Annotated in this window: 17 protein-coding genes; 9 read left to right on the top strand and 8 right to left on the bottom strand. The window is 72.7% G+C overall.

What is annotated here, in order from left to right:
- Positions 1 to 90: 90 nt before the first annotated feature.
- The 4 genes from ACFV3E_RS06315 to ACFV3E_RS06300 are packed head-to-tail and all read left to right on the top strand — an operon-like array spanning position 91 to position 3,211.
- On the top strand, positions 91 to 1,044 hold the full coding sequence (locus ACFV3E_RS06315; protein ID WP_500533649.1) for a metal ABC transporter solute-binding protein, Zn/Mn family: 954 nt from the start codon (positions 91 to 93) through the stop codon (positions 1,042 to 1,044).
- A 34-nt stretch (positions 1,045 to 1,078) separates the two neighbouring features.
- Positions 1,079 to 1,840, top strand: coding sequence for a metal ABC transporter ATP-binding protein (locus tag ACFV3E_RS06310; protein WP_500369731.1), 762 nt, complete (start codon positions 1,079 to 1,081; stop codon positions 1,838 to 1,840).
- Positions 1,840 to 2,733, top strand: a complete 894-nt coding sequence (locus ACFV3E_RS06305; RefSeq protein ID WP_500533647.1) for a metal ABC transporter permease — start codon at positions 1,840 to 1,842, stop codon at positions 2,731 to 2,733. Before ACFV3E_RS06310 ends, ACFV3E_RS06305 begins: the two co-directional genes overlap by 1 nt.
- Before the next feature lie 52 nt (positions 2,734 to 2,785).
- The gene (locus ACFV3E_RS06300) at positions 2,786 to 3,211 is read left to right on the top strand and encodes a Fur family transcriptional regulator (protein WP_500369728.1); all 426 of its coding nucleotides are present in this window, start codon (positions 2,786 to 2,788) and stop codon (positions 3,209 to 3,211) included.
- Positions 3,212 to 3,280: 69 nt separating this feature from the next.
- Here the strand turns inward: ACFV3E_RS06300 and ACFV3E_RS06295 are convergent, their stop codons facing one another.
- Positions 3,281 to 4,120 (bottom strand): isoprenyl transferase, encoded by an 840-nt coding sequence (locus ACFV3E_RS06295; protein WP_500369727.1) that lies wholly within the window; start codon positions 4,118 to 4,120, stop codon positions 3,281 to 3,283.
- 63 nt (positions 4,121 to 4,183) lie between these two features.
- Positions 4,184 to 4,930 (bottom strand): DNA repair protein RecO, encoded by a 747-nt coding sequence (gene recO, locus ACFV3E_RS06290; RefSeq protein ID WP_499511800.1) that lies wholly within the window; start codon positions 4,928 to 4,930, stop codon positions 4,184 to 4,186.
- A 56-nt stretch (positions 4,931 to 4,986) separates the two neighbouring features.
- Between recO and ACFV3E_RS06285 the strand changes: the two genes are divergently transcribed.
- Positions 4,987 to 5,349 carry a DUF1304 domain-containing protein gene (locus ACFV3E_RS06285; protein ID WP_499511801.1) on the top strand — a complete coding sequence of 121 codons (363 nt, stop codon included), beginning with the start codon at positions 4,987 to 4,989 and terminating at the stop codon, positions 5,347 to 5,349.
- Positions 5,349 to 5,648 carry a hypothetical protein gene (locus tag ACFV3E_RS06280; RefSeq protein WP_500533645.1) on the top strand — a complete coding sequence of 100 codons (300 nt, stop codon included), beginning with the start codon at positions 5,349 to 5,351 and terminating at the stop codon, positions 5,646 to 5,648. Before ACFV3E_RS06285 ends, ACFV3E_RS06280 begins: the two co-directional genes overlap by 1 nt.
- Here ACFV3E_RS06280 and ACFV3E_RS06275 read toward each other — a convergent pair.
- The 5 genes from ACFV3E_RS06275 to leuA all read right to left on the bottom strand — a co-directional run bounded on the left by ACFV3E_RS06275 (position 5,638) and on the right by leuA (position 12,663).
- The gene (locus tag ACFV3E_RS06275; RefSeq protein WP_500533701.1) at positions 5,638 to 6,273 is read right to left on the bottom strand and encodes a response regulator; all 636 of its coding nucleotides are present in this window, start codon (positions 6,271 to 6,273) and stop codon (positions 5,638 to 5,640) included. The two genes, ACFV3E_RS06280 and ACFV3E_RS06275, sit on opposite strands and share 11 nt — an antisense overlap.
- A 50-nt stretch (positions 6,274 to 6,323) precedes the next feature.
- Positions 6,324 to 7,604 carry a sensor histidine kinase gene (locus tag ACFV3E_RS06270; RefSeq protein ID WP_500533643.1) on the bottom strand — a complete coding sequence of 427 codons (1,281 nt, stop codon included), beginning with the start codon at positions 7,602 to 7,604 and terminating at the stop codon, positions 6,324 to 6,326.
- Positions 7,605 to 7,707: 103 nt separating this feature from the next.
- Positions 7,708 to 9,807 (bottom strand): MMPL family transporter, encoded by a 2,100-nt coding sequence (locus ACFV3E_RS06265; protein ID WP_500533700.1) that lies wholly within the window; start codon positions 9,805 to 9,807, stop codon positions 7,708 to 7,710.
- A gap of 166 nt (positions 9,808 to 9,973) precedes the next feature.
- Positions 9,974 to 10,711, bottom strand: coding sequence for a TerB family tellurite resistance protein (locus ACFV3E_RS06260; RefSeq protein WP_500436874.1), 738 nt, complete (start codon positions 10,709 to 10,711; stop codon positions 9,974 to 9,976).
- A 182-nt stretch (positions 10,712 to 10,893) separates the two neighbouring features.
- Positions 10,894 to 12,663, bottom strand: coding sequence for a 2-isopropylmalate synthase (gene leuA / locus ACFV3E_RS06255; protein WP_500533642.1), 1,770 nt, complete (start codon positions 12,661 to 12,663; stop codon positions 10,894 to 10,896).
- Positions 12,664 to 12,969: 306 nt separating this feature from the next.
- Between leuA and ACFV3E_RS06250 the strand changes: the two genes are divergently transcribed.
- Genes ACFV3E_RS06250 through ACFV3E_RS06240 form a run of 3 tightly spaced genes read left to right on the top strand, consistent with a single transcriptional unit; the run spans position 12,970 to position 15,798 of the window.
- Entirely contained in the window at positions 12,970 to 14,088 is a 1,119-nt protein-coding gene (locus ACFV3E_RS06250) for a M4 family metallopeptidase (RefSeq protein ID WP_500533640.1), read from the top strand.
- A gap of 9 nt (positions 14,089 to 14,097) precedes the next feature.
- Positions 14,098 to 14,364 carry a protealysin inhibitor emfourin gene (locus ACFV3E_RS06245; protein WP_500323011.1) on the top strand — a complete coding sequence of 89 codons (267 nt, stop codon included), beginning with the start codon at positions 14,098 to 14,100 and terminating at the stop codon, positions 14,362 to 14,364.
- A gap of 3 nt (positions 14,365 to 14,367) precedes the next feature.
- Positions 14,368 to 15,798, top strand: coding sequence for a carotenoid oxygenase family protein (locus ACFV3E_RS06240; protein ID WP_500533639.1), 1,431 nt, complete (start codon positions 14,368 to 14,370; stop codon positions 15,796 to 15,798).
- A 10-nt stretch (positions 15,799 to 15,808) separates the two neighbouring features.
- On the opposite strand, the gene era is transcribed toward ACFV3E_RS06240, so the two are convergent.
- Positions 15,809 to 16,762, bottom strand: a complete 954-nt coding sequence (gene era, locus ACFV3E_RS06235; RefSeq protein ID WP_500369707.1) for a GTPase Era — start codon at positions 16,760 to 16,762, stop codon at positions 15,809 to 15,811.
- Positions 16,763 to 16,884 lie beyond the last annotated feature (122 nt).

The following is a 16,884-nucleotide window of genomic DNA, read 5'->3' as shown; positions in this document are numbered from 1 at the left end:
TGTATCAAATCGGTTCCCCAGTCAGGGGCCGCCGGGGCCGACCACTAAGCCAATTGACAATCGTTTCCAGTTTTGTTGAAAATGGGTGTCATGAACATAGGTCGCGCTCTGGTCCCCCTCGCCGCCGTCGCCGGGCTGGTCGCCCTCTCCGCCTGTTCCGCCGCGGGCGGGGGCGTGGCGAACGGCAGGGTCAAGGTCACGGCCTCCTTCTACCCGATGCAGTTCCTGGCCGAGCAGATCGGCGGCGGGCACGTCGACGTGACCGGACTGACCAAGCCGGGGACCGAACCGCACGACCTGGAGCTCACCCCCCGGCAGACCGGCGAGCTGGGCGAGTCGGACGTCATCGTCTACCTCAAGGGCCTGCAGCCCGCCGTCGACGACGCGATAGCGCAATCCGGCGTGGCGAACACCGTCGACGCCGCCGCGCTGACCCCGCTGGAGGACCACGGAACCGAGGTCGACGGCCACGACCACAGCACCGGGGACAACCACACCGGGCACGAGGACGAGGAGGACGCGGGCGCCGACCCGCACATCTGGCTCGACCCGGTCCGCTACGCCCAGGTCGCCGAAGGCGTCGGCAAGGCCCTCGCCAAGGCCGACCCGGACCACGAGGCGACCTACGGGAAGAACACCGCCGCGCTGGTGAAGAAGCTCGACGCGCTGAACACCGACTTCCAGGACGGGCTGGAGAACCGCACCTCGGACACCTTCATCACCACGCACGCGGCCTTCGGCTACCTCGCCGAGCGCTACGGGCTGGTCGAGGAGGCGATCAGCGGCATCGACCCGGAGTCCGAGCCCAGCGCCGCCCGGATGAAGACGCTGCACACCCTCGCCGAGGACAACGGCGTCAGCACCGTATTCTTCGAGACGCTCGCCAGCGACCGGACCGCCAAGACCCTCGCGGGCGACCTCGGCCTGAAGACCGCGGTGCTCGACCCCGTCGAGGGCATCACCGACAAGTCCGCGGGCCGCGACTACTTCGAGGTCCAGCACAGCAACCTTCAGGCCCTGCGCACGGCGCTCGGCGCGAAGTGAGGCAACGATGACGGAGCCCGGTACGGAGGCTGGAATGGACACGGTCATATCGATGCGGGGGGCGACCGCCTCGCTCGGCTCACGGCCGGTGCTGCGCGGCGTCGACCTGACCGTGCGGCGCGGGGAGGTCGTCGCGCTGCTCGGCGCCAACGGCTCGGGCAAGTCCACCGCGATCCGCGCCGTGGTCGGCCAGGTGCCGCTCACCGCGGGCGGTCTGGAGCTCTTCGGCACCCCGCTGAACCGGTTCCGCGACTGGGCCCGGATCGGCTACGTGCCGCAGCGCACCACGGCGGCCTCCGGCGTCCCCGCCACCGTGCGCGAGGTCGTCTCCGCAGGGCGGCTGGCCCGTACGAGGCTCGGGCTGCCCCGCAAGGCGGACCGCCGGGCGGTGGAGCGCGCCCTGGAACTGGTCGGGATGGCCGACCGGGCCGGCGATCCGGTCGAGGCGCTCTCCGGCGGCCAGCACCAGCGGGTGCTCATCGCCCGCGCGCTGTCCGTCGAGCCCGAACTGCTGATCATGGACGAGCCGATGGCGGGCGTCGACATCGCCAGCCAGGAGGTGCTCGCCGGGACGCTGCGCGAACAGGTCTCGCTGGGCACCACCGTGCTCCTGGTCCTGCACGAACTCGGGCCGCTGGAGCCGCTGATCGACCGCGCGGTGGTGCTGCGCGACGGCTGCGTCGTCCACGACGGGCCCCCGCCGAAGGCCCAGGGGCAGCACGCGCTGCCCGGCCACGACCATGTCCACCCGCACGCCGGTCACGTGGCCGAGCCGATCCGGACGGGGCTGTTCTGATGGAGCTGTTCTCCTACGCCTTCATGCAGCGGGCGCTGATCGCCGCCGTCCTCGTCGGCATCACCGCCCCCGCGATCGGCATCTACCTCGTCCAGCGCCGCCAGGCCCTCATGGGCGACGGCATCGGCCACGTCGCCCTCACCGGCGTCGGCCTCGGCTTCCTGCTCAGCACCAACCCGGTGTGGATGGCCACGGCCGTGTCGGTCGCGGGCGCCGTCGTCATGGAACTCATCCGCTGGTACGGCAGGACGCGCGGCGACATCGCGCTCGCCATGCTCTTCTACGGCGGCATGGCGGCCGGCGTGCTGTTCACCTCGCTCGCGCCGAACGGCTCCAACGCCAACCTGCTCACCTACCTGTTCGGCTCCATCACCACCGTCTCCCCGCAGGACATCACCGCGATCTGCCTGCTGGCCGGCTTCGTGGTGCTGGTCACCGTGGGACTGCGGCGGCAGCTGTTCGCGGTCTCCCAGGACGAGGAGTTCGCCCGGGTGACCGGCCTGCCGGTGCGGCTGCTGAACCTGCTGGTCGCGGTCACCGCGGCGGTCACGGTCACGGTCGCCATGCGGGTCGTCGGACTGCTGCTGGTCAGCGCGCTGATGGTGATCCCGGTCGCCGCCTCCCAGCAGATCGCCCGCAGCTTCGCCACGGCCTTCGCGCTGTCGGTGGTGATCGGCGTGGCGGTCGCCTTCTCCGGCACGGTGACCTCGTACTACGCCGACGTGCCCTCAGGGGCGACCATCGTGCTGCTGGCCATCGGCGTCTTCGTCACGCTGACGCTGCTGGCCGCGCCGCTGGCGAAAAAGCGTGCACGCCGTGCCGCGGAGGACGGGACACGGTGCACCCTGGAGGTACCCGCGGCGCGTCCCACCGAGGACGACGTCCGGGTATGAGGTCCAGGCCTGGCAGAATGACCGACCGAACCGACCGAGTAGGAGGCCACCGGTGACGACCGCCAAGCCCCCCGTCCGCGGACGATCGACCCGGCAGCGTGCCGCCGTCGCCGCGGCCCTCGCCGAGGTCGACGAGTTCCGCAGCGCCCAGGAACTGCACGACCTCCTCAAGCACCGGGGTGACTCGGTCGGCCTCACCACGGTCTACCGCACGCTGCAGTCCCTCGCCGACGCCGGCGAGATCGACGTCCTGCGCACCGGGGAGGGCGAGTCCGTCTACCGGCGCTGCAGCAGCGGTCACCACCACCACCTGGTCTGCCGCATCTGCGGCAAGGCGGTCGAGGTCGAGGGTCCCGCGGTCGAGAAGTGGGCCGACACCATCGCCGAGGAGCACGGCTTCGTCGACGTCGCCCACACCGTGGAGATCTTCGGGACGTGCGCCGACTGCGCCGGCTGCGGCGGCCCCGCCGCGAACTGAACGCGGCCCCGCCCGCGTGTACGGCTTCACCCCGCGGTCGCCCGTCGACGACCGCGGGGTGACCACTGACTACTCGGTGTCCGCGTCGCTCTCCGTCGCCGGCGGCTGCTCGTTGGGCAGCGCGCCGCCGAAACGGCGGTCGCGGGAGGCGTACTCCAGGCACGCGCGCCACAGGTCGCGGCGGTCGAAGTCCGGCCAGAGGACGTCCTGGAAGACCATCTCGGCGTAGGCGGACTGCCAGATCAGGAAGTTGGAGGTGCGCTGCTCGCCGGAGGGGCGGACGAACAGGTCCACGTCCGGCATGTCCGGGTGGTACATGTACTTGGCGAGGGTCTTCTCGTTGACCTTGGAGGGATCGAGGCGACCCGCCTTTATGTCCTCGGCCAGGCGCGCCGCCGCGTCGGCGATCTCGGCACGGCCGCCGTAGTTGACGCACATGTACAGCGTCATCGCGTCGTTGTCGCGGGTCATCTCCTCCGCGACCTGGAGCTCCTTGACGACCGACTTCCACAGCCGGGGCATGCGCCCGGCCCAGCGGATGCGGATGCCCATCTCGTGCATCTCGTCGCGGCGGCGGTGGATGACGTCCCGGTTGAAGTTCATCAGGAAGCGGACCTCGTCGGGCGAGCGCTTCCAGTTCTCGGTCGAGAAGGCGTACAGGGAGAGGTTCTTGACCCCCAGCTCCAGGCAGCCCTTGAGGACGTCCAGCACGACGGTCTCGCCGACCTTGTGCCCCTCGGTGCGGGGCAGGCCGCGCTCCTTGGCCCAGCGGCCGTTGCCGTCCATCACGATGGCCACGTGCTGGGGGACCAGCTCACCTGGGATCTTGGGGGGCTGCGCGCCGGACGGGTGCGGGTCGGGAGCCCGGTACTCGCGCCGGGGACGGCTCAGAATCCCGCGTACTGCCATGACCTTGCTCTCCACTTCCTGTGCCTCACGAGTTGGTGCTGCCGGGCCCGCCGGGTACCGCTGCTACTTCTCGATGAAACGCAGACTGCGCAAGCCGCGCTCCAGATGCCACTGCAGATACGCGGCGACCAGTCCGCTGCCCTCCCGGCAGTGGCGCGGTTCGCACGCGTCGGCGGTCTCCCAGTCCCCTCCGAGCAACGCGCCGAGGAGTTCCAGTGACTCCAGTGAGGGTACGACGCTTCCGGCCGGGCGGCACTCGCCGCATACGACTCCTCCCGCACCGACCGAAAAGAACCGATTCGGGCCGGGCATCCCGCACTTCGCGCAGTCCCCGAAGCTGGGCGCGTAGCCGTTGACCGCCAGCGAGCGCAGCAGGAAGGCGTCGAGCACCAGACGCGGGTCGTGCTCACCGTCGGCGAGCGTGCGCAGGCCGCCGACCAGCAGCAGGTACTGCTGCACCGCCGGTTCGCCCTCGTGGTCGGTGAAGCGCTCGGCGGTCTCCAGCATGGCCGTGCCCGCGGTGTAGCGGGCGTAGTCGGTGACGATGCGGCTGCCGTAGGGGGCGATCGTCTCGCCCTGGGTGCACAGCGGCAGGCCGCGGCCGATCAGCTCGCCCCCGCGCGCGAAGAGCTGCACGTCCACGTGGGAGAACGGTTCCAGCCGCGCCCCGAACTTGGACTTCGTCCGCCGCACGCCGCGGGCCACCGCCCGCACCCGGCCGTGCCGGCGGGTGAGCAGGGTGATGATCCGGTCCGCCTCGCCCAGCTTCTGGGTGCGCAGCACGATGCCGTCGTCGCGGAACAGACTCATGCGCCCATTCTTCCGTACGCGGCGACCGGACCGGCCCGGGTCGTACGCTACGGCCCATGTCGATCACAGCGACCGTCGCCGTGCTGCTCATAGCGGCCCTCCACCTCTACATCCTGGTCCTGGAGATGTTCCTGTGGACCACCCCCCGCGCCAGGGGAGCCTTCGGGACCACCGCGGAGTTCGCGCAGGCGAGCAAGGCACTCGCGGCCAACCAGGGGCTCTACAACGGTTTCCTCGCCGCCGGGCTGGTGTGGGGCGCCGTGGCCGCCGACCCGGTGGGCTTCCAGGCCACGGTGTTCTTCCTCGTCTGCGTGGCGGTCGCCGGGCTGTACGGCGCCGCGACCGCGAGCCGCCGCATCCTCTTCGTGCAGACCGTGCCGGCCCTCGTCGCCCTGGCCCTGGTGCTGGTGGCCCGCTGATGGACTCCGTCACCCACCACATCACCGCGACCGGCCCCGACGGCACCGCCCTGGAGGTGCTGTACGGCTACGCGGACCGCGGACGGCGGATGCTCGAGTGCCGGCACTGCGCGTGGCGCGAGCAGATCACCTGGGGCGGCGCCAGGGACAAGGCGCTGGTCCACCTCTCGCAGGCCCACGGAGCCGGCGGGGCGCCGGCGATGGCCGCGGACAAGCGGGCGCTGGGCGCGACGGTGTGGACCGTGCTCGCCTGCTTCGCCGTCGCCGCCGCGATCCTGGTCTGGGCGGTCAGCCGCTGAGCCCCGCCGTCCCGCCGGGCGCGACCAGCCCCGACTCGTAGGCCGCGATCACCAGCTGGGCGCGGTCGCGGACGCCGAGCTTGCCCATGATCCGGCTGACGTGCGTCTTGGCGGTGAGCGGGCTGAGGCCCAGCGCCTCGGCGACCTCCGTGTTGTTCAGGCCCCGTGCGACGAGGGTGAGCACCTGCCGCTCCCGTGCGGACAGCGCGGCGAGGCGTTCCGGGGCCGGCCCGCCCGGCGGCGGGCCCTCCGGGAGGCGCAGCACCCGCGCGATGAGCCGCGCGGTCGGCCCCGGCGAGAGCAGCGCCTCGCCCGCGGCGACCGTGCGGATGGCGTCCAGGAGGTCGGCGGGGCGGGTGTCCTTGACGAGGAAGCCGCTGGCCCCGGCGCGCAGGGCGGGGACGACGTGCTCGTCGCTGTCGTACGTCGTGAGCACCAGCACCCGGACCCCGGCCAGGTCGTCGTCGGCGGCGATCAGCCGGGTGGCCTCGATGCCGTCGAGGTCCGGCATGCGGATGTCCATGATCACCACGTCGGCGCGGCCGGCGCGGGCCGCCGCCACGGCTTCCCGCCCGGTCGCCGCGTGCCCGACGACCTGCATGTCGGGGGCGGACTCGACGAGCATCGCGAAGGCCTCACGGACCAGGGTCTGGTCGTCGGCGAGCAGGACGCGGATCACGCCGGGCCCCCTGCGAACGGCAGAACGGCGGCCACCTGGAAACCGCCCTCGGGCCGGGGCCCGGCGGTCAGCGTCCCGCCGACGCTGCGGGCGCGCTCACGCATGCCGATGAGGCCGTAGCCGGCGGCGGGTACGGTCTCCGCCGGGCCGGCGTCCGCAGGGGGCCTCGGGGGTGCCACGGCGCGCCAGGGCCGCCATCGGGCGTCGGGGCGGTCCGGTTCGTGCCCGGCCTCCGTCCCCGGGCAGGGGCCGTCGTCGGTGACGGCGATCCGCAGGGCGGTGCCGCGGTCCGGGTCGGTGCCGAGTTCCACCCCGACCCGGACCGAGGTGCCCCCGGCGTGCCGTACGGCGTTGGTGAGGGCCTCCTGCACGATGCGGTAGGCGGCCGCCCCGATCGCCGGGGGCACCCCGTCCGCGCCGGCCGCGACGGCCAGCTCCACCCGGGCGCCGGCGGCCTCGGCGGAGCGGGCCAGGTCGGCCACGGCCGCCAGGCCCGGCAGCGGCCCGCGCTCGTCGTCGCCGCGCAGCACCTGGAGGGTGGCGCGCAGTTCGGCGCGGGCGTCGCGGCAGGTGCCGGCGATGCTGTCGAGGGCGCCGGCGACGGCCGTGCGGTCCAGCCGCTCGGGGTCGGCGAGCAGGACGTGCGCGGCGACCGAGGTCTGCACGCCGATGAGGGTGATGCTGTGGGCGAGCAGGTCGTGCAGGTCGCGGGCGATCCGCAGCCGCTCCTCGGCGACGCGCCGGGCCGCCTCCTCCTCCCGGGTGCGTTCGGCGCGTTCGGCGCGCCCGACGATGGCGGCCACGTACTTGCGGTGGATGCGGACCGCCTCGCCGGTCAGTGCCACCGCCACCACCCAGCCGCCGCTGCGCAGCATGTCGGTCGCCGCGTGCCGGTCGGGTGTCGCCGACATCACCCCGACCATGATCGCGACGACCGCCGCCACGGTGAGGTACGTCCGCGGCGGCGGCCCGGCGACCGCGAGCGAGTAGATCGCCACCATGCTGGCCGGAACCACGGCCAGGTGGAGGTTGTCCATGGCGTGGTACGGGGCGACGGCCGCGACCATGACGAGCATCACGGTCATCGGCCACCGCCGCCGGGCGGCCAGCACCAGCGCGGTGACCACCAGCAGCGCCCAGCCCGCAGCGTCCGGGCGGTGCCCCTGTCCGGACGGAAGGAGGGCGCCCATGGTGCACTGGAGCGCGAGCACGCCCACGGCGAGGGCGGCGTCCTTGTGCGCGCGGACGGCGGGCGGGAGGGGCGGCGGCTTCGGCACGGCTCCATCTTCCGTTACGGGGTCGGCGGCGTGACAGACCGGTTCACGGGCCGGTTCACGGGCCGGTTCACGGGCCGGTTCACGGGCCGGTTCACGGGCCGGTTCACGGGCTCGTGCGCGGCCGGCTCAGCCGGCCCGGCCACCAGAGCCGCTCGCGCAGCGCCACGCTCGCGGAGGTGACCAGATAGGTGCGGACGAGGAAGGTGTCCAGCAGGACGCCCACGGCGATGACGAAGCCCATCTCTACCAGCGACACCAACGGCATGTTGACCAGTACCGAGAAGGTGGCCGCCAGCACCAGCCCGGCCGAGGCGATCACCCCGCCCGTGGTGCGCAGCGCGGTGACGGCCGCGGCGGCCGGCGCGGCCCCCGCCAGCGACTCCTCGCGCATCCGGTGCATGAGGAAGATGCCGTAGTCGACGCCGAGCGCCACGAGGAAGACGAACGACAGCAGCGGCAGCCCCGGGTCCGTGCCCTCGAAGCCGAAGAGCGGCCCGAAGACCAGCCCGCCGATGCCCAGCGCGGCGCCCCACACCGCGATCACGGCCACCACGAGCAGCAGCGGCGCGACCAGGCTGCGCAGCAGCACGACGAGGATCAGCAGCACAGCCGCAAGGACGAGCGGCACGACGACCCAGCGGTCGCGGGAACTGGTGTCGGCCAGGTCGGCCTGCTGGGCACCGGGCCCGCCGACGTGGGCGCCGTAGGGGCCGTCCAGCCCCGCGCGCAGGGCGTGGATGGTCGCGGTCTCGCCGGGCGACTCGGGCGGCGCCTGCGCGGTCACCGACACCTCCGTCCAGCCGCCGCCGCTGCGCCCGCGTTCGGCGGACGCGACGCCTTCGGTGCCCCGGACCGCGGCCAGCACCTCGCCGGCCCGGCCGGTGGGTGCCATGACGGTGATCGGCTGGGCGGAGCGGCCGGGGTCGGCCTCGGCGAGGGTGCGCATGGCGGCGACCGACTCCGGGGCACTGGTGAAGGCGTCGTCGTTCTTCAGGCTGCCGGGCAGGGCCAGGGTCCCGAGCGCCAGCGCCCCGAGCAGCACCGCGCCACCCGCGAGCACGGCCAGCGGACGGCGTGCGGCCGAGCCGCCCATCGCCGCGAACAGGCCGCGCGGACGCGGCACTTCGCTGCCGTACGCCGGGACCAGCGGCCAGAAGACCCGGCGGCCCAGCAGCACCAGCAGCGCGGGCAGCAGCGTCGTCATGGCGACCAGCGCGCACAGTACGCCGACCGCGGCGATCGGGCCCATGCCCCGGCTGCTGTTGAGGTCGGCGGCGAGCAGGCACAGCAAGCCCGCGGCCACCGTCGCGGAGGAGGCCAGGACCGCGGGCCCGCAGCCGCGCAGCGCGGCGCGCATGGCGTCGTACGGGCGCGGTACGCGCCGGAGTTCCTCGCGGTAGCGGGAGACGAGCAGCAGCGCGTAGTCGGTGCCGGCGCCGAAGACCAGGATGGTCATCACGCCCTGGCTCTGGCCGGTGACGGTGATGCCGAAGGCCTGGTGGAGTCCGTAGACCCCGGCCATCGCGGCGGCGTCGGCCACGCCCGCGACGAACAGGGGCAGCAGCCACAGCAGCGGGCTGCGGTAGATGAGGATCAGCAGGACGGCGACGACGGCCACCGTGGTCCACAGCAACGGCCCGTCGAGGGAGGAGTACACCTCCTTCATGTCGGTGTTGAGCGCGCCGGGGCCGCCCACGTGGGCGGTCAGCCCGTCGCCGCCCTCGGCCCGGTCGCGGACGTCGGTGACGAAGGCGTTCCTGGCCTCGTCGTCCTGGCCCGGCCCGGTGCTCGCCACGGGGTACATCAGCGTGTCGCCGTGCGACAGGACGGCGTGCGGCGTGCCGCCGGTGAGCCGGTGCGCCCGCGCGATGCCGGCGATCTGGGCGGCGGCCTTGTCGCGGTCGGCGGCGGTCAGCCCGCCCTCGCGGTGGTAGACGACCACGAGTTCGGTGGCCTCGCCGCCGGGCAGCGCGTCCTGGAGCCGGGCGACCTGCGTGGAGTCGGCGCTCACCGGGAGGTAGTCCACCGCCCGGTTCTGCTGCGCGTCGGCGAGCTTGCCGGCCAGCGGACCGGCCAGCGCCAGTACGGCGATCCACAGCGCGAGCACCGCCCAGGGGATCGCGCGGGCGCCCCGGCTCCTCCCCCGTCCTCGCGTCGGCGGCGGCACGGCGGCCGGTGTGGTCTCAGTGGTCGGGGCCCCCATCATGGGCCTCCCTCCGGGCCGGTGGTCTGGTCCTTCCCAGACTTCCGGCGCGAGGGCGCCTTTTCGTCGGGCCCGGGACCGAGCCCGGCGTTACTGCCCGGGGTGCGGTGCGGGCCCCGTTACTCCCCGGGGAGTACGCCCGGCGGTGGCGGTCAGGGGCGGCCCGTCAGGACGGCGTACGGGCCGCGGCCTCCAGGATGCGTTCGGTGTCCTCGCCGACGAGGCCGAGGCAGCGGCCGACGGCGCCGAGGACCTCCCGCTCGGCGGGCAGGTAGGGACCGTCGGCGAGGGCGATGAGGGCGCCCTGGACCAGGATGTGCTCGCGGCCCTGGGGGGCGAGGTGACGGGAGAGGGGTCCCAGAGCCTCGTGGAGCTCGATGGACAGCCAGCTGCCGCAGCCGTCGAGGGCGTCCGCGAGCCCGTCGGCGTCCAGGGCGTCGGAGGCGCCGGGGAAACGGCCCTCGTCGGCGACGATCGCCGCCAGCAGGCCGAGCAGCTGGTCCTCGGTGCAGTCGGTGAACCCGGCCGAGCGGACCGCGCCGACGGCCGCCTCGCGGGCGCCGCGCCCCATGGCGCCGCCCGCGGTGAGCACGGCGAGGGCGACGGTGTGGACGGCGTCGCGGAGCATGGCGGAGAAGACGGTGGTGGTGGGCTGCTCCAGGACCTCGGGGCCGCGGTGGGCGCGGCACACCACGCACTCCACGACCGTGCCGGCCGAGCCGCGCGGCAGGAGGGGCAGGCCCAGCAGGGTCAGCCGCCGGGTGCCGGTGCGCCGCCGGTAGCCGCGGTCGCCGCCGCAGCCGGCGCAGAAGAACTCCCCGTCACCTTCGGTGTGCCAGACCGTCCGCACGCCCAAGATGCACAAGCCCTTGATGTGGAGCACTTCGCACCCTCCGGCCGCCATCCCGATTACACCGGTTCGTCCCTTTACGCGCCGTACGCGTGGGTAACGCTCCGGCAACGGCGCCGTAATGACGTGATGTTAGCCACATGGGCGGCGCGTAGTCAGTACCACGTGAGGGCCGAATACGAGAACCGGCCACGGCACCCGGGTGGGCGCCGTGGCCGGTTCACCGTCCGCGGTGACTAGCGGGCCGCGCGATTGACGGCGGAGACGACCGCCTTCAGCGAGGCGCGGGTGGTGTTGGCGTCGATGCCGATGCCCCACAGGACCTGGCCGTCGATGGCGCACTCGATGTACGAGGCGGCCTGGGCGCTGGCGCCCTCGCTCATGGTGTGCTCGGTGTAGTCCAGCAGGCGGGCGTCGACCCCGACCGAGGCCAGCGCGTCGAAGAACGCGGAGATCGGGCCGTTTCCGGTGCCCGTCAGGACCGTCTCCGCGCCGTCCACGACCGCCTCGACGGTCAGGGTGTCGGTGCCGTCGCTGCTGGTCGAGGTCTGCGCCTTGCGCAGCGCGACGCGGCCCCAGGCGTTCTCCGGGGTGGGCAGGTACTCGTCCTCGAAGATCGCCCAGATCTCCTTCGGGGTGACCTCGCCGCCCTCGGCGTCGGTCTTCGCCTGGATGATCTTCGAGAACTCGATCTGCATGCGGCGCGGCAGGTCCAGCTTGTGGTCGTTCTTCAGGACGTACGCGACGCCGCCCTTGCCCGACTGCGAGTTCACGCGGATGACGGCCTCGTAGGAGCGGCCGACGTCCTTGGGGTCGATCGGCAGGTACGGGACCGCCCACTCCAGATCGTCGACGGTCACACCCGGGCCCTGGGCGGCCGCGTCGGCCTCCATGGCGTCGAACCCCTTCTTGATGGCGTCCTGGTGGGAGCCGGAGAAGGACGTGTAGACCAGGTCGCCCACGTACGGGTGGCGCGGGTGGACCTCCATCTGGTTGCAGTACTCGGCGGCGCGGCGGACCTCGTCGATCTGGGAGAAGTCGATCATCGGGTCCACGCCCTGGCTGAACAGGTTCATGCCCAGGGTGACCAGGTCGACGTTGCCGGTGCGCTCGCCCTGGCCGAACAGGCAGCCCTCGATGCGGTCGGCGCCGGCCATCAGCGCCAGCTCCGCGGCGGCCACGGCCGTACCGCGGTCGTTGTGCGGGTGGACCGACAGGCACACGTACTCGCGGCGCGACAGGTTCCGCGACATCCACTCGAAGCGGTCCGCGTGGGTGGAGGGCGTGGAGCGCTCGACGGTCGCCGGCAGGTTCAGGATGATCTCGCGGCCCTCCTCGGGCTGCCAGACGTCCATCACCGACTCGCAGACCTCCAGCGCGAAGTCCAGCTCGGTGTCGGTGAAGATCTCCGGGCTGTACTGGTAGCCGAAGACGGTCTCGTCGCCCAGGATCTTGTCCGCGTACTCCATGACCAGCCGCGTGCCGTCCACCGCGATCTGCCGGATCTGCTCCTTGGAGCCGCGGAAGACCACCCGGCGGAAGGTCGGGGCGGTCGCGTTGTACAGGTGCACGGTCGCGCGCGCCGCGCCGCGCAGGGACTCCACGGTCCGCTCGATCAGTTCCTCGCGGGCCTGGGTCAGTACGGAGATGGTGACGTCGTCGGGGATCGCGCCCCCTTCGACGATGGAGCGCACGAAGGCGAAGTCGGTCTCGCCCGAGGCCGGGAAGCCGACCTCGATCTCCTTGTAGCCCATCTTCACCAGCAGGTCGAACATCGCGCGCTTGCGGGCCGGTGACATCGGGTCGATCAGCGCCTGGTTGCCGTCCCGCAGGTCGGTCGACAGCCAGCGGGGGGCCTTGGTGATCCGCCGGTCCGGCCAGGTGCGGTCCGGGATCTCCACGGCCTCGTACGGCTTGTACCTGTGGACCGGCATCGCGGTCGGGCGCTGGCGCACCGTCGCGGCGGTGATGGGCGTGGGGCGGCCGACGGCGTTCGGGGTGGACATCTGCGGGGGTGCTCCTCGGTTGCGGCTGTGGAGGCGGCCGACCGGCGCTGGTGCAACGCCAAACCCCGCGGGGAGGGAGTCGACCTGGACTACAGGCCCTCGCCGCGGCAGCTAAGAAGAAGCAGCCCGAAACGCATGATGCTGTCGACCATAACCGAGCCCCCGGGGACCCTGCAGCCGCTGCGGCGTTCTTCTCAGTATGCAAGACCGCCCGTGATGACATGAAAAACGTACATCTTCCCCCCTTTTCGTGGATCATGGTCACACCTAGTGACAGACAGTGAGCACCGTGCCACATTGCCCTGCATGGAGCAGACACCTGTTTTCTGCACGATCGTGCCGCCGCACGTCCTCGACAAGGTCGCCCGCAACGAGGACCCCGCACTCGCCGAGCCCGCCCGCCGCACCCTGGAACGCGACGCCGCGGAGCGCACCCGCCGCCGGCTGACCACCGTCATCGGCGCCCTCCCGGTGATCGGGGCGGAGCCGTCGGACCGGCCGCGCCGCACGATCAGCGACGCGCAGCACCGCACGGACCTGCCGGGGCGGGCCGTCCGCGGGGAGGGCGACCCCGCCCTCGCCGACGACACCGTCAACCGGGCCTACGACGGACTGGGGGCGACCTTCGAGCTCTTCCTGACGGCGTACGGCCGCCACTCCATCGACGACGCCGGGCTGCCGCTGGACGCCACCGTCCACTACGACCGCGACTACAACAACGCCTTCTGGAACGGCGAGCAGATGGTCTTCGGGGACGGCGACGGGGAGATCTTCCTCGACTTCACGCTCCCCCTCGACGTCATCGGCCACGAACTCACCCACGGCGTCACCCAGTACACCGCCAACCTCGACTACTTCGGCCAGTCCGGCGCCCTCAACGAGTCGATGTCGGACGTCTTCGGCTCCCTCATCAAGCAGCACGCGCTCGGCCAGACCGCCGACGAGGCCGACTGGCTGATCGGCGCCGGACTGCTCGCCCCGCGCGTCACGGGCGTGGCGCTGCGCTCCATGAAGGCCCCCGGCACGGCCTACGACGACGACGTCCTCGGCAAGGACCCGCAGCCCGGCCACATGGACGCCTACGTCCGCACCTCGCGGGACAACGGGGGCGTGCACATCAACTCCGGCATCCCCAACCGGGCGTTCCACCTGCTGGCCGTCGCGCTGGGCGGCAACGCCTGGGAGCGGGCCGGGCTGATCTGGTACGACGTGCTGACCGGCGGCGCGCTGCCGCCCAGGGCGACGTTCGCCGAGTTCGCCCAGGCGACGGTCGCCTCGGCCGCCGGGCGCTTCGGTGAGGGCGAGGAGCACGCGGCGGTGGTGAAGGCGTGGTCGGAGGTCGGCATCCCGACCTCCGTGAACGGCACCGACGTGCCGCGCCAGTCGCCGGTCCCGGAAGGTGCGCGACCGCCCGCACAGGGGTAGACGTCCGCCATGCGCATACAGGTGATCCGCTCCGGCGGTTTCGCGGGGATCGAGCGCCGGGCCGTGCTGGACACCGCCGGCCGGCCCGACGCCTTCCGTCTGCACGCCCTGGCCCGCGACGTCCTCGCCGCGGGCCCGGCCGCGCCCCCGCAGGGCGTACCGGACGGTTTCCGGTACGAGATCACGGTGGACGGCCGCACGGTGCACTGCGCCGACCCGCGGCTGACGGAGGAACAACGCGAACTGGTCCAACTGGTGCTGAAGGAGGGCGCGTAGCCGATGAGCGGGCACACGACCGGGCTGCGCAGCCTGACCGACGAGGTGACCGTCCCCGAACTGCCGGTGCGGGGACGGCTGCCGCGGTGGCTCGACGGGGTGCTGCTGCGCAACGGCCCCGCCCTCTTCGAGGCCGGGGAGCGCCGCTACCGGCACTGGTTCGACGGCCAGGCGATGCTCCACCGGTTCGCGATCGAGGACGGCCGGGTCTCCTACGCCAACCGCTTCCTGGACGTCCCGAGCAGCCGTACCGCGCGGCACGAGGGCCGCATCGGCTACCAGGAGTTCGCCACCGACCCCTGCCGCTCGCTCTTCGCGCGGGTGCTCACCCCGTTCCTCCGCAAGCCGTCGGGGAACGCCAACGTCAGCGTCGCCCGCTTCGGCGAACGCTTCGTCGCGCTGACCGAGACCCCGATGCCGGTGGAGTTCGACCCGAGGACGCTGGAGACGGTGGGCGTCGTCGGCTACGAGGACGCGCTGGCCGGTCAGTGGACCACGGCGCACCCGCACCAGGACCCGGTCACCGGCGAACTGGTCAACTTCGTGGCGCACTTCGCGCGGCGCAGTGAGTACCGCGTCTACCGCCAGTCCTCCGACGGCACGGCCCGCCGCAGGCTCCTGGGCAGCCTGCCCGTCACCCGGCCCGGCTACATGCACAGCTTCGCGATCACCGACCGCCATGTGGTGCTCGTGGAGTTCCCGCTCGTCGTCAACCCGCCGGCCCTGCTGCTCAGCGGCCGGCCCTTCATCGAGAACTACCGCTGGCGCCCTGAGCGCGGCACCCGCTTCATCGTCATGGACCGCAGGGACGGCACCGTCCGCCGCGTCGCCAAGGGCCCCGCCTTCTTCGCCTTCCACCACGTCAACGCCTTCGAGGACGGCGACGCGCTGGTGCTGGACCTGTGCGCCTACGAGGACCCGTCCGTCATCGACGCCCTCTACCTCGACCGGCTGCGCGACGGCGGCGGCGTCCCGCAGGCCCGCCCCACGCGGTACCGGATCGGCGCGGACGGCGCGGTGACGGCCGAGCGGCTCGGCGAGGAGCCGATGGAACTCCCCCGCATCGACTACGGCCGGTGCAACGGCCGCCCCTACCGCTTCGCGTACGGCGTCGGCAGCCGCGACGGGCGGGGCGAGCACTTCACCGACCAGCTCGTGCGGCTCGACACGGCCGACGGCGGCACCGTGACCTGGTCGCAGGAGGACTGCTACCCCGGGGAGCCCGTCTTCGTCGCGGCCCCGGAGGCCGGGGAGGAGGGCGAGGGCGTGGTGCTCTCCGTCGTCCTCGACGCCGCGGCCGGCTCGTCCTTCCTGCTGGTGCTGGACGCCGCCACGTTCCGCGAGCTGGCCCGCGCCGAGGTCCCGCACGCGGTGCCGTTCGGCTTCCACGGGATCTTCAGCGGCGGGACCGCCGCCGGAGGTGCGGCCGGGTAGCTGCTGTCGCCTAGAAGCCGAGCTTGCGCAGCTGCTTGGGGTCGCGCTGCCAGTCCTTGGCGACCTTCACGTGCAGGTCGAGGAAGACCGGCGTCCCGAGCAGCGCCTCGATGTGGCGGCGGGACTTGGTGCCGACCTCCTTCAGCCGGGAGCCCTTGGGGCCGATGATGATGCCCTTCTGGCTGGGGCGCTCGATGTAGATGTTGGCGTGCACGTCCAGCAGCGGCTTCTCCGCCGGGCGTCCCTCGCGCGGCAGCATCTCCTCGACCACGACGGCGATGGAGTGCGGCAGCTCGTCCCGAACGCCCTCGAGCGCCGCCTCGCGGATCAGCTCGGCGACCATGACCTGCTCGGGCTCGTCGGTGAGGTCGCCCTCCGGGTAGAGGGCCGGGCTCTCCGGGAGCAGCGGGACGAGGAGGTCCGCCAGGAGCGAGACCTGCTTGTCGCCGACGGCGGAGACCGGGATGATCTCGGCCCACTCGATGCCCAGTTCGGCGCCGAGCAGGTCGATGGCGACCAACTGCTCGGCGAGGCGCTTGGAGTCCACCAGGTCGGTCTTGGTGACGATGGCGACCTTGGGGGTCTTGCGGACCTCGGCCAGCTCCTTGGCGATGTAGCGGTCCCCGGGACCGAGCTTCTGGTCGGCGGGCAGGCAGAAACCGATCACGTCGACCTCGGCCCAGGTGGTGCGGACGACGTCGTTGAGCCGCTCGCCGAGCAGGGTGCGCGGCTTGTGCAGACCGGGGGTGTCGACGAGGACCAGCTGGGCGTCCGGGCGGTGCACGATGCCGCGCACGGTGTGCCGGGTGGTCTGCGGCCGGTTGGAGGTGATGGCCACCTTCGTGCCGACCAGAGCGTTGGTCAGGGTGGACTTGCCCGCGTTGGGGCGGCCCACGAAGCAGGCGAAGCCGGCCCGGTGGGCGGGGGCGGGGGTCGTCTCGGTGCGAACGCTCATGGCGACCATTGTCCCTGATCCACCGGGCCCCGCTGACGCCCTCGGGCGGCACCGCCGCCCGGCGGACCGGAGCGGCCGTTCCCCGGGCGTCGCCCGGTGTTCCCCCGAGGGCACGGCACAGGCCACGATCC

It is taken from the genome of Streptomyces sp. NPDC059718, assembly GCF_042733315.1.
Taxonomy (GTDB): domain Bacteria; phylum Actinomycetota; class Actinomycetes; order Streptomycetales; family Streptomycetaceae; genus Actinacidiphila.
Note: the sequence above shows the minus strand (reverse complement) of the source record. Positions and strands in the feature narration are given on the sequence as shown.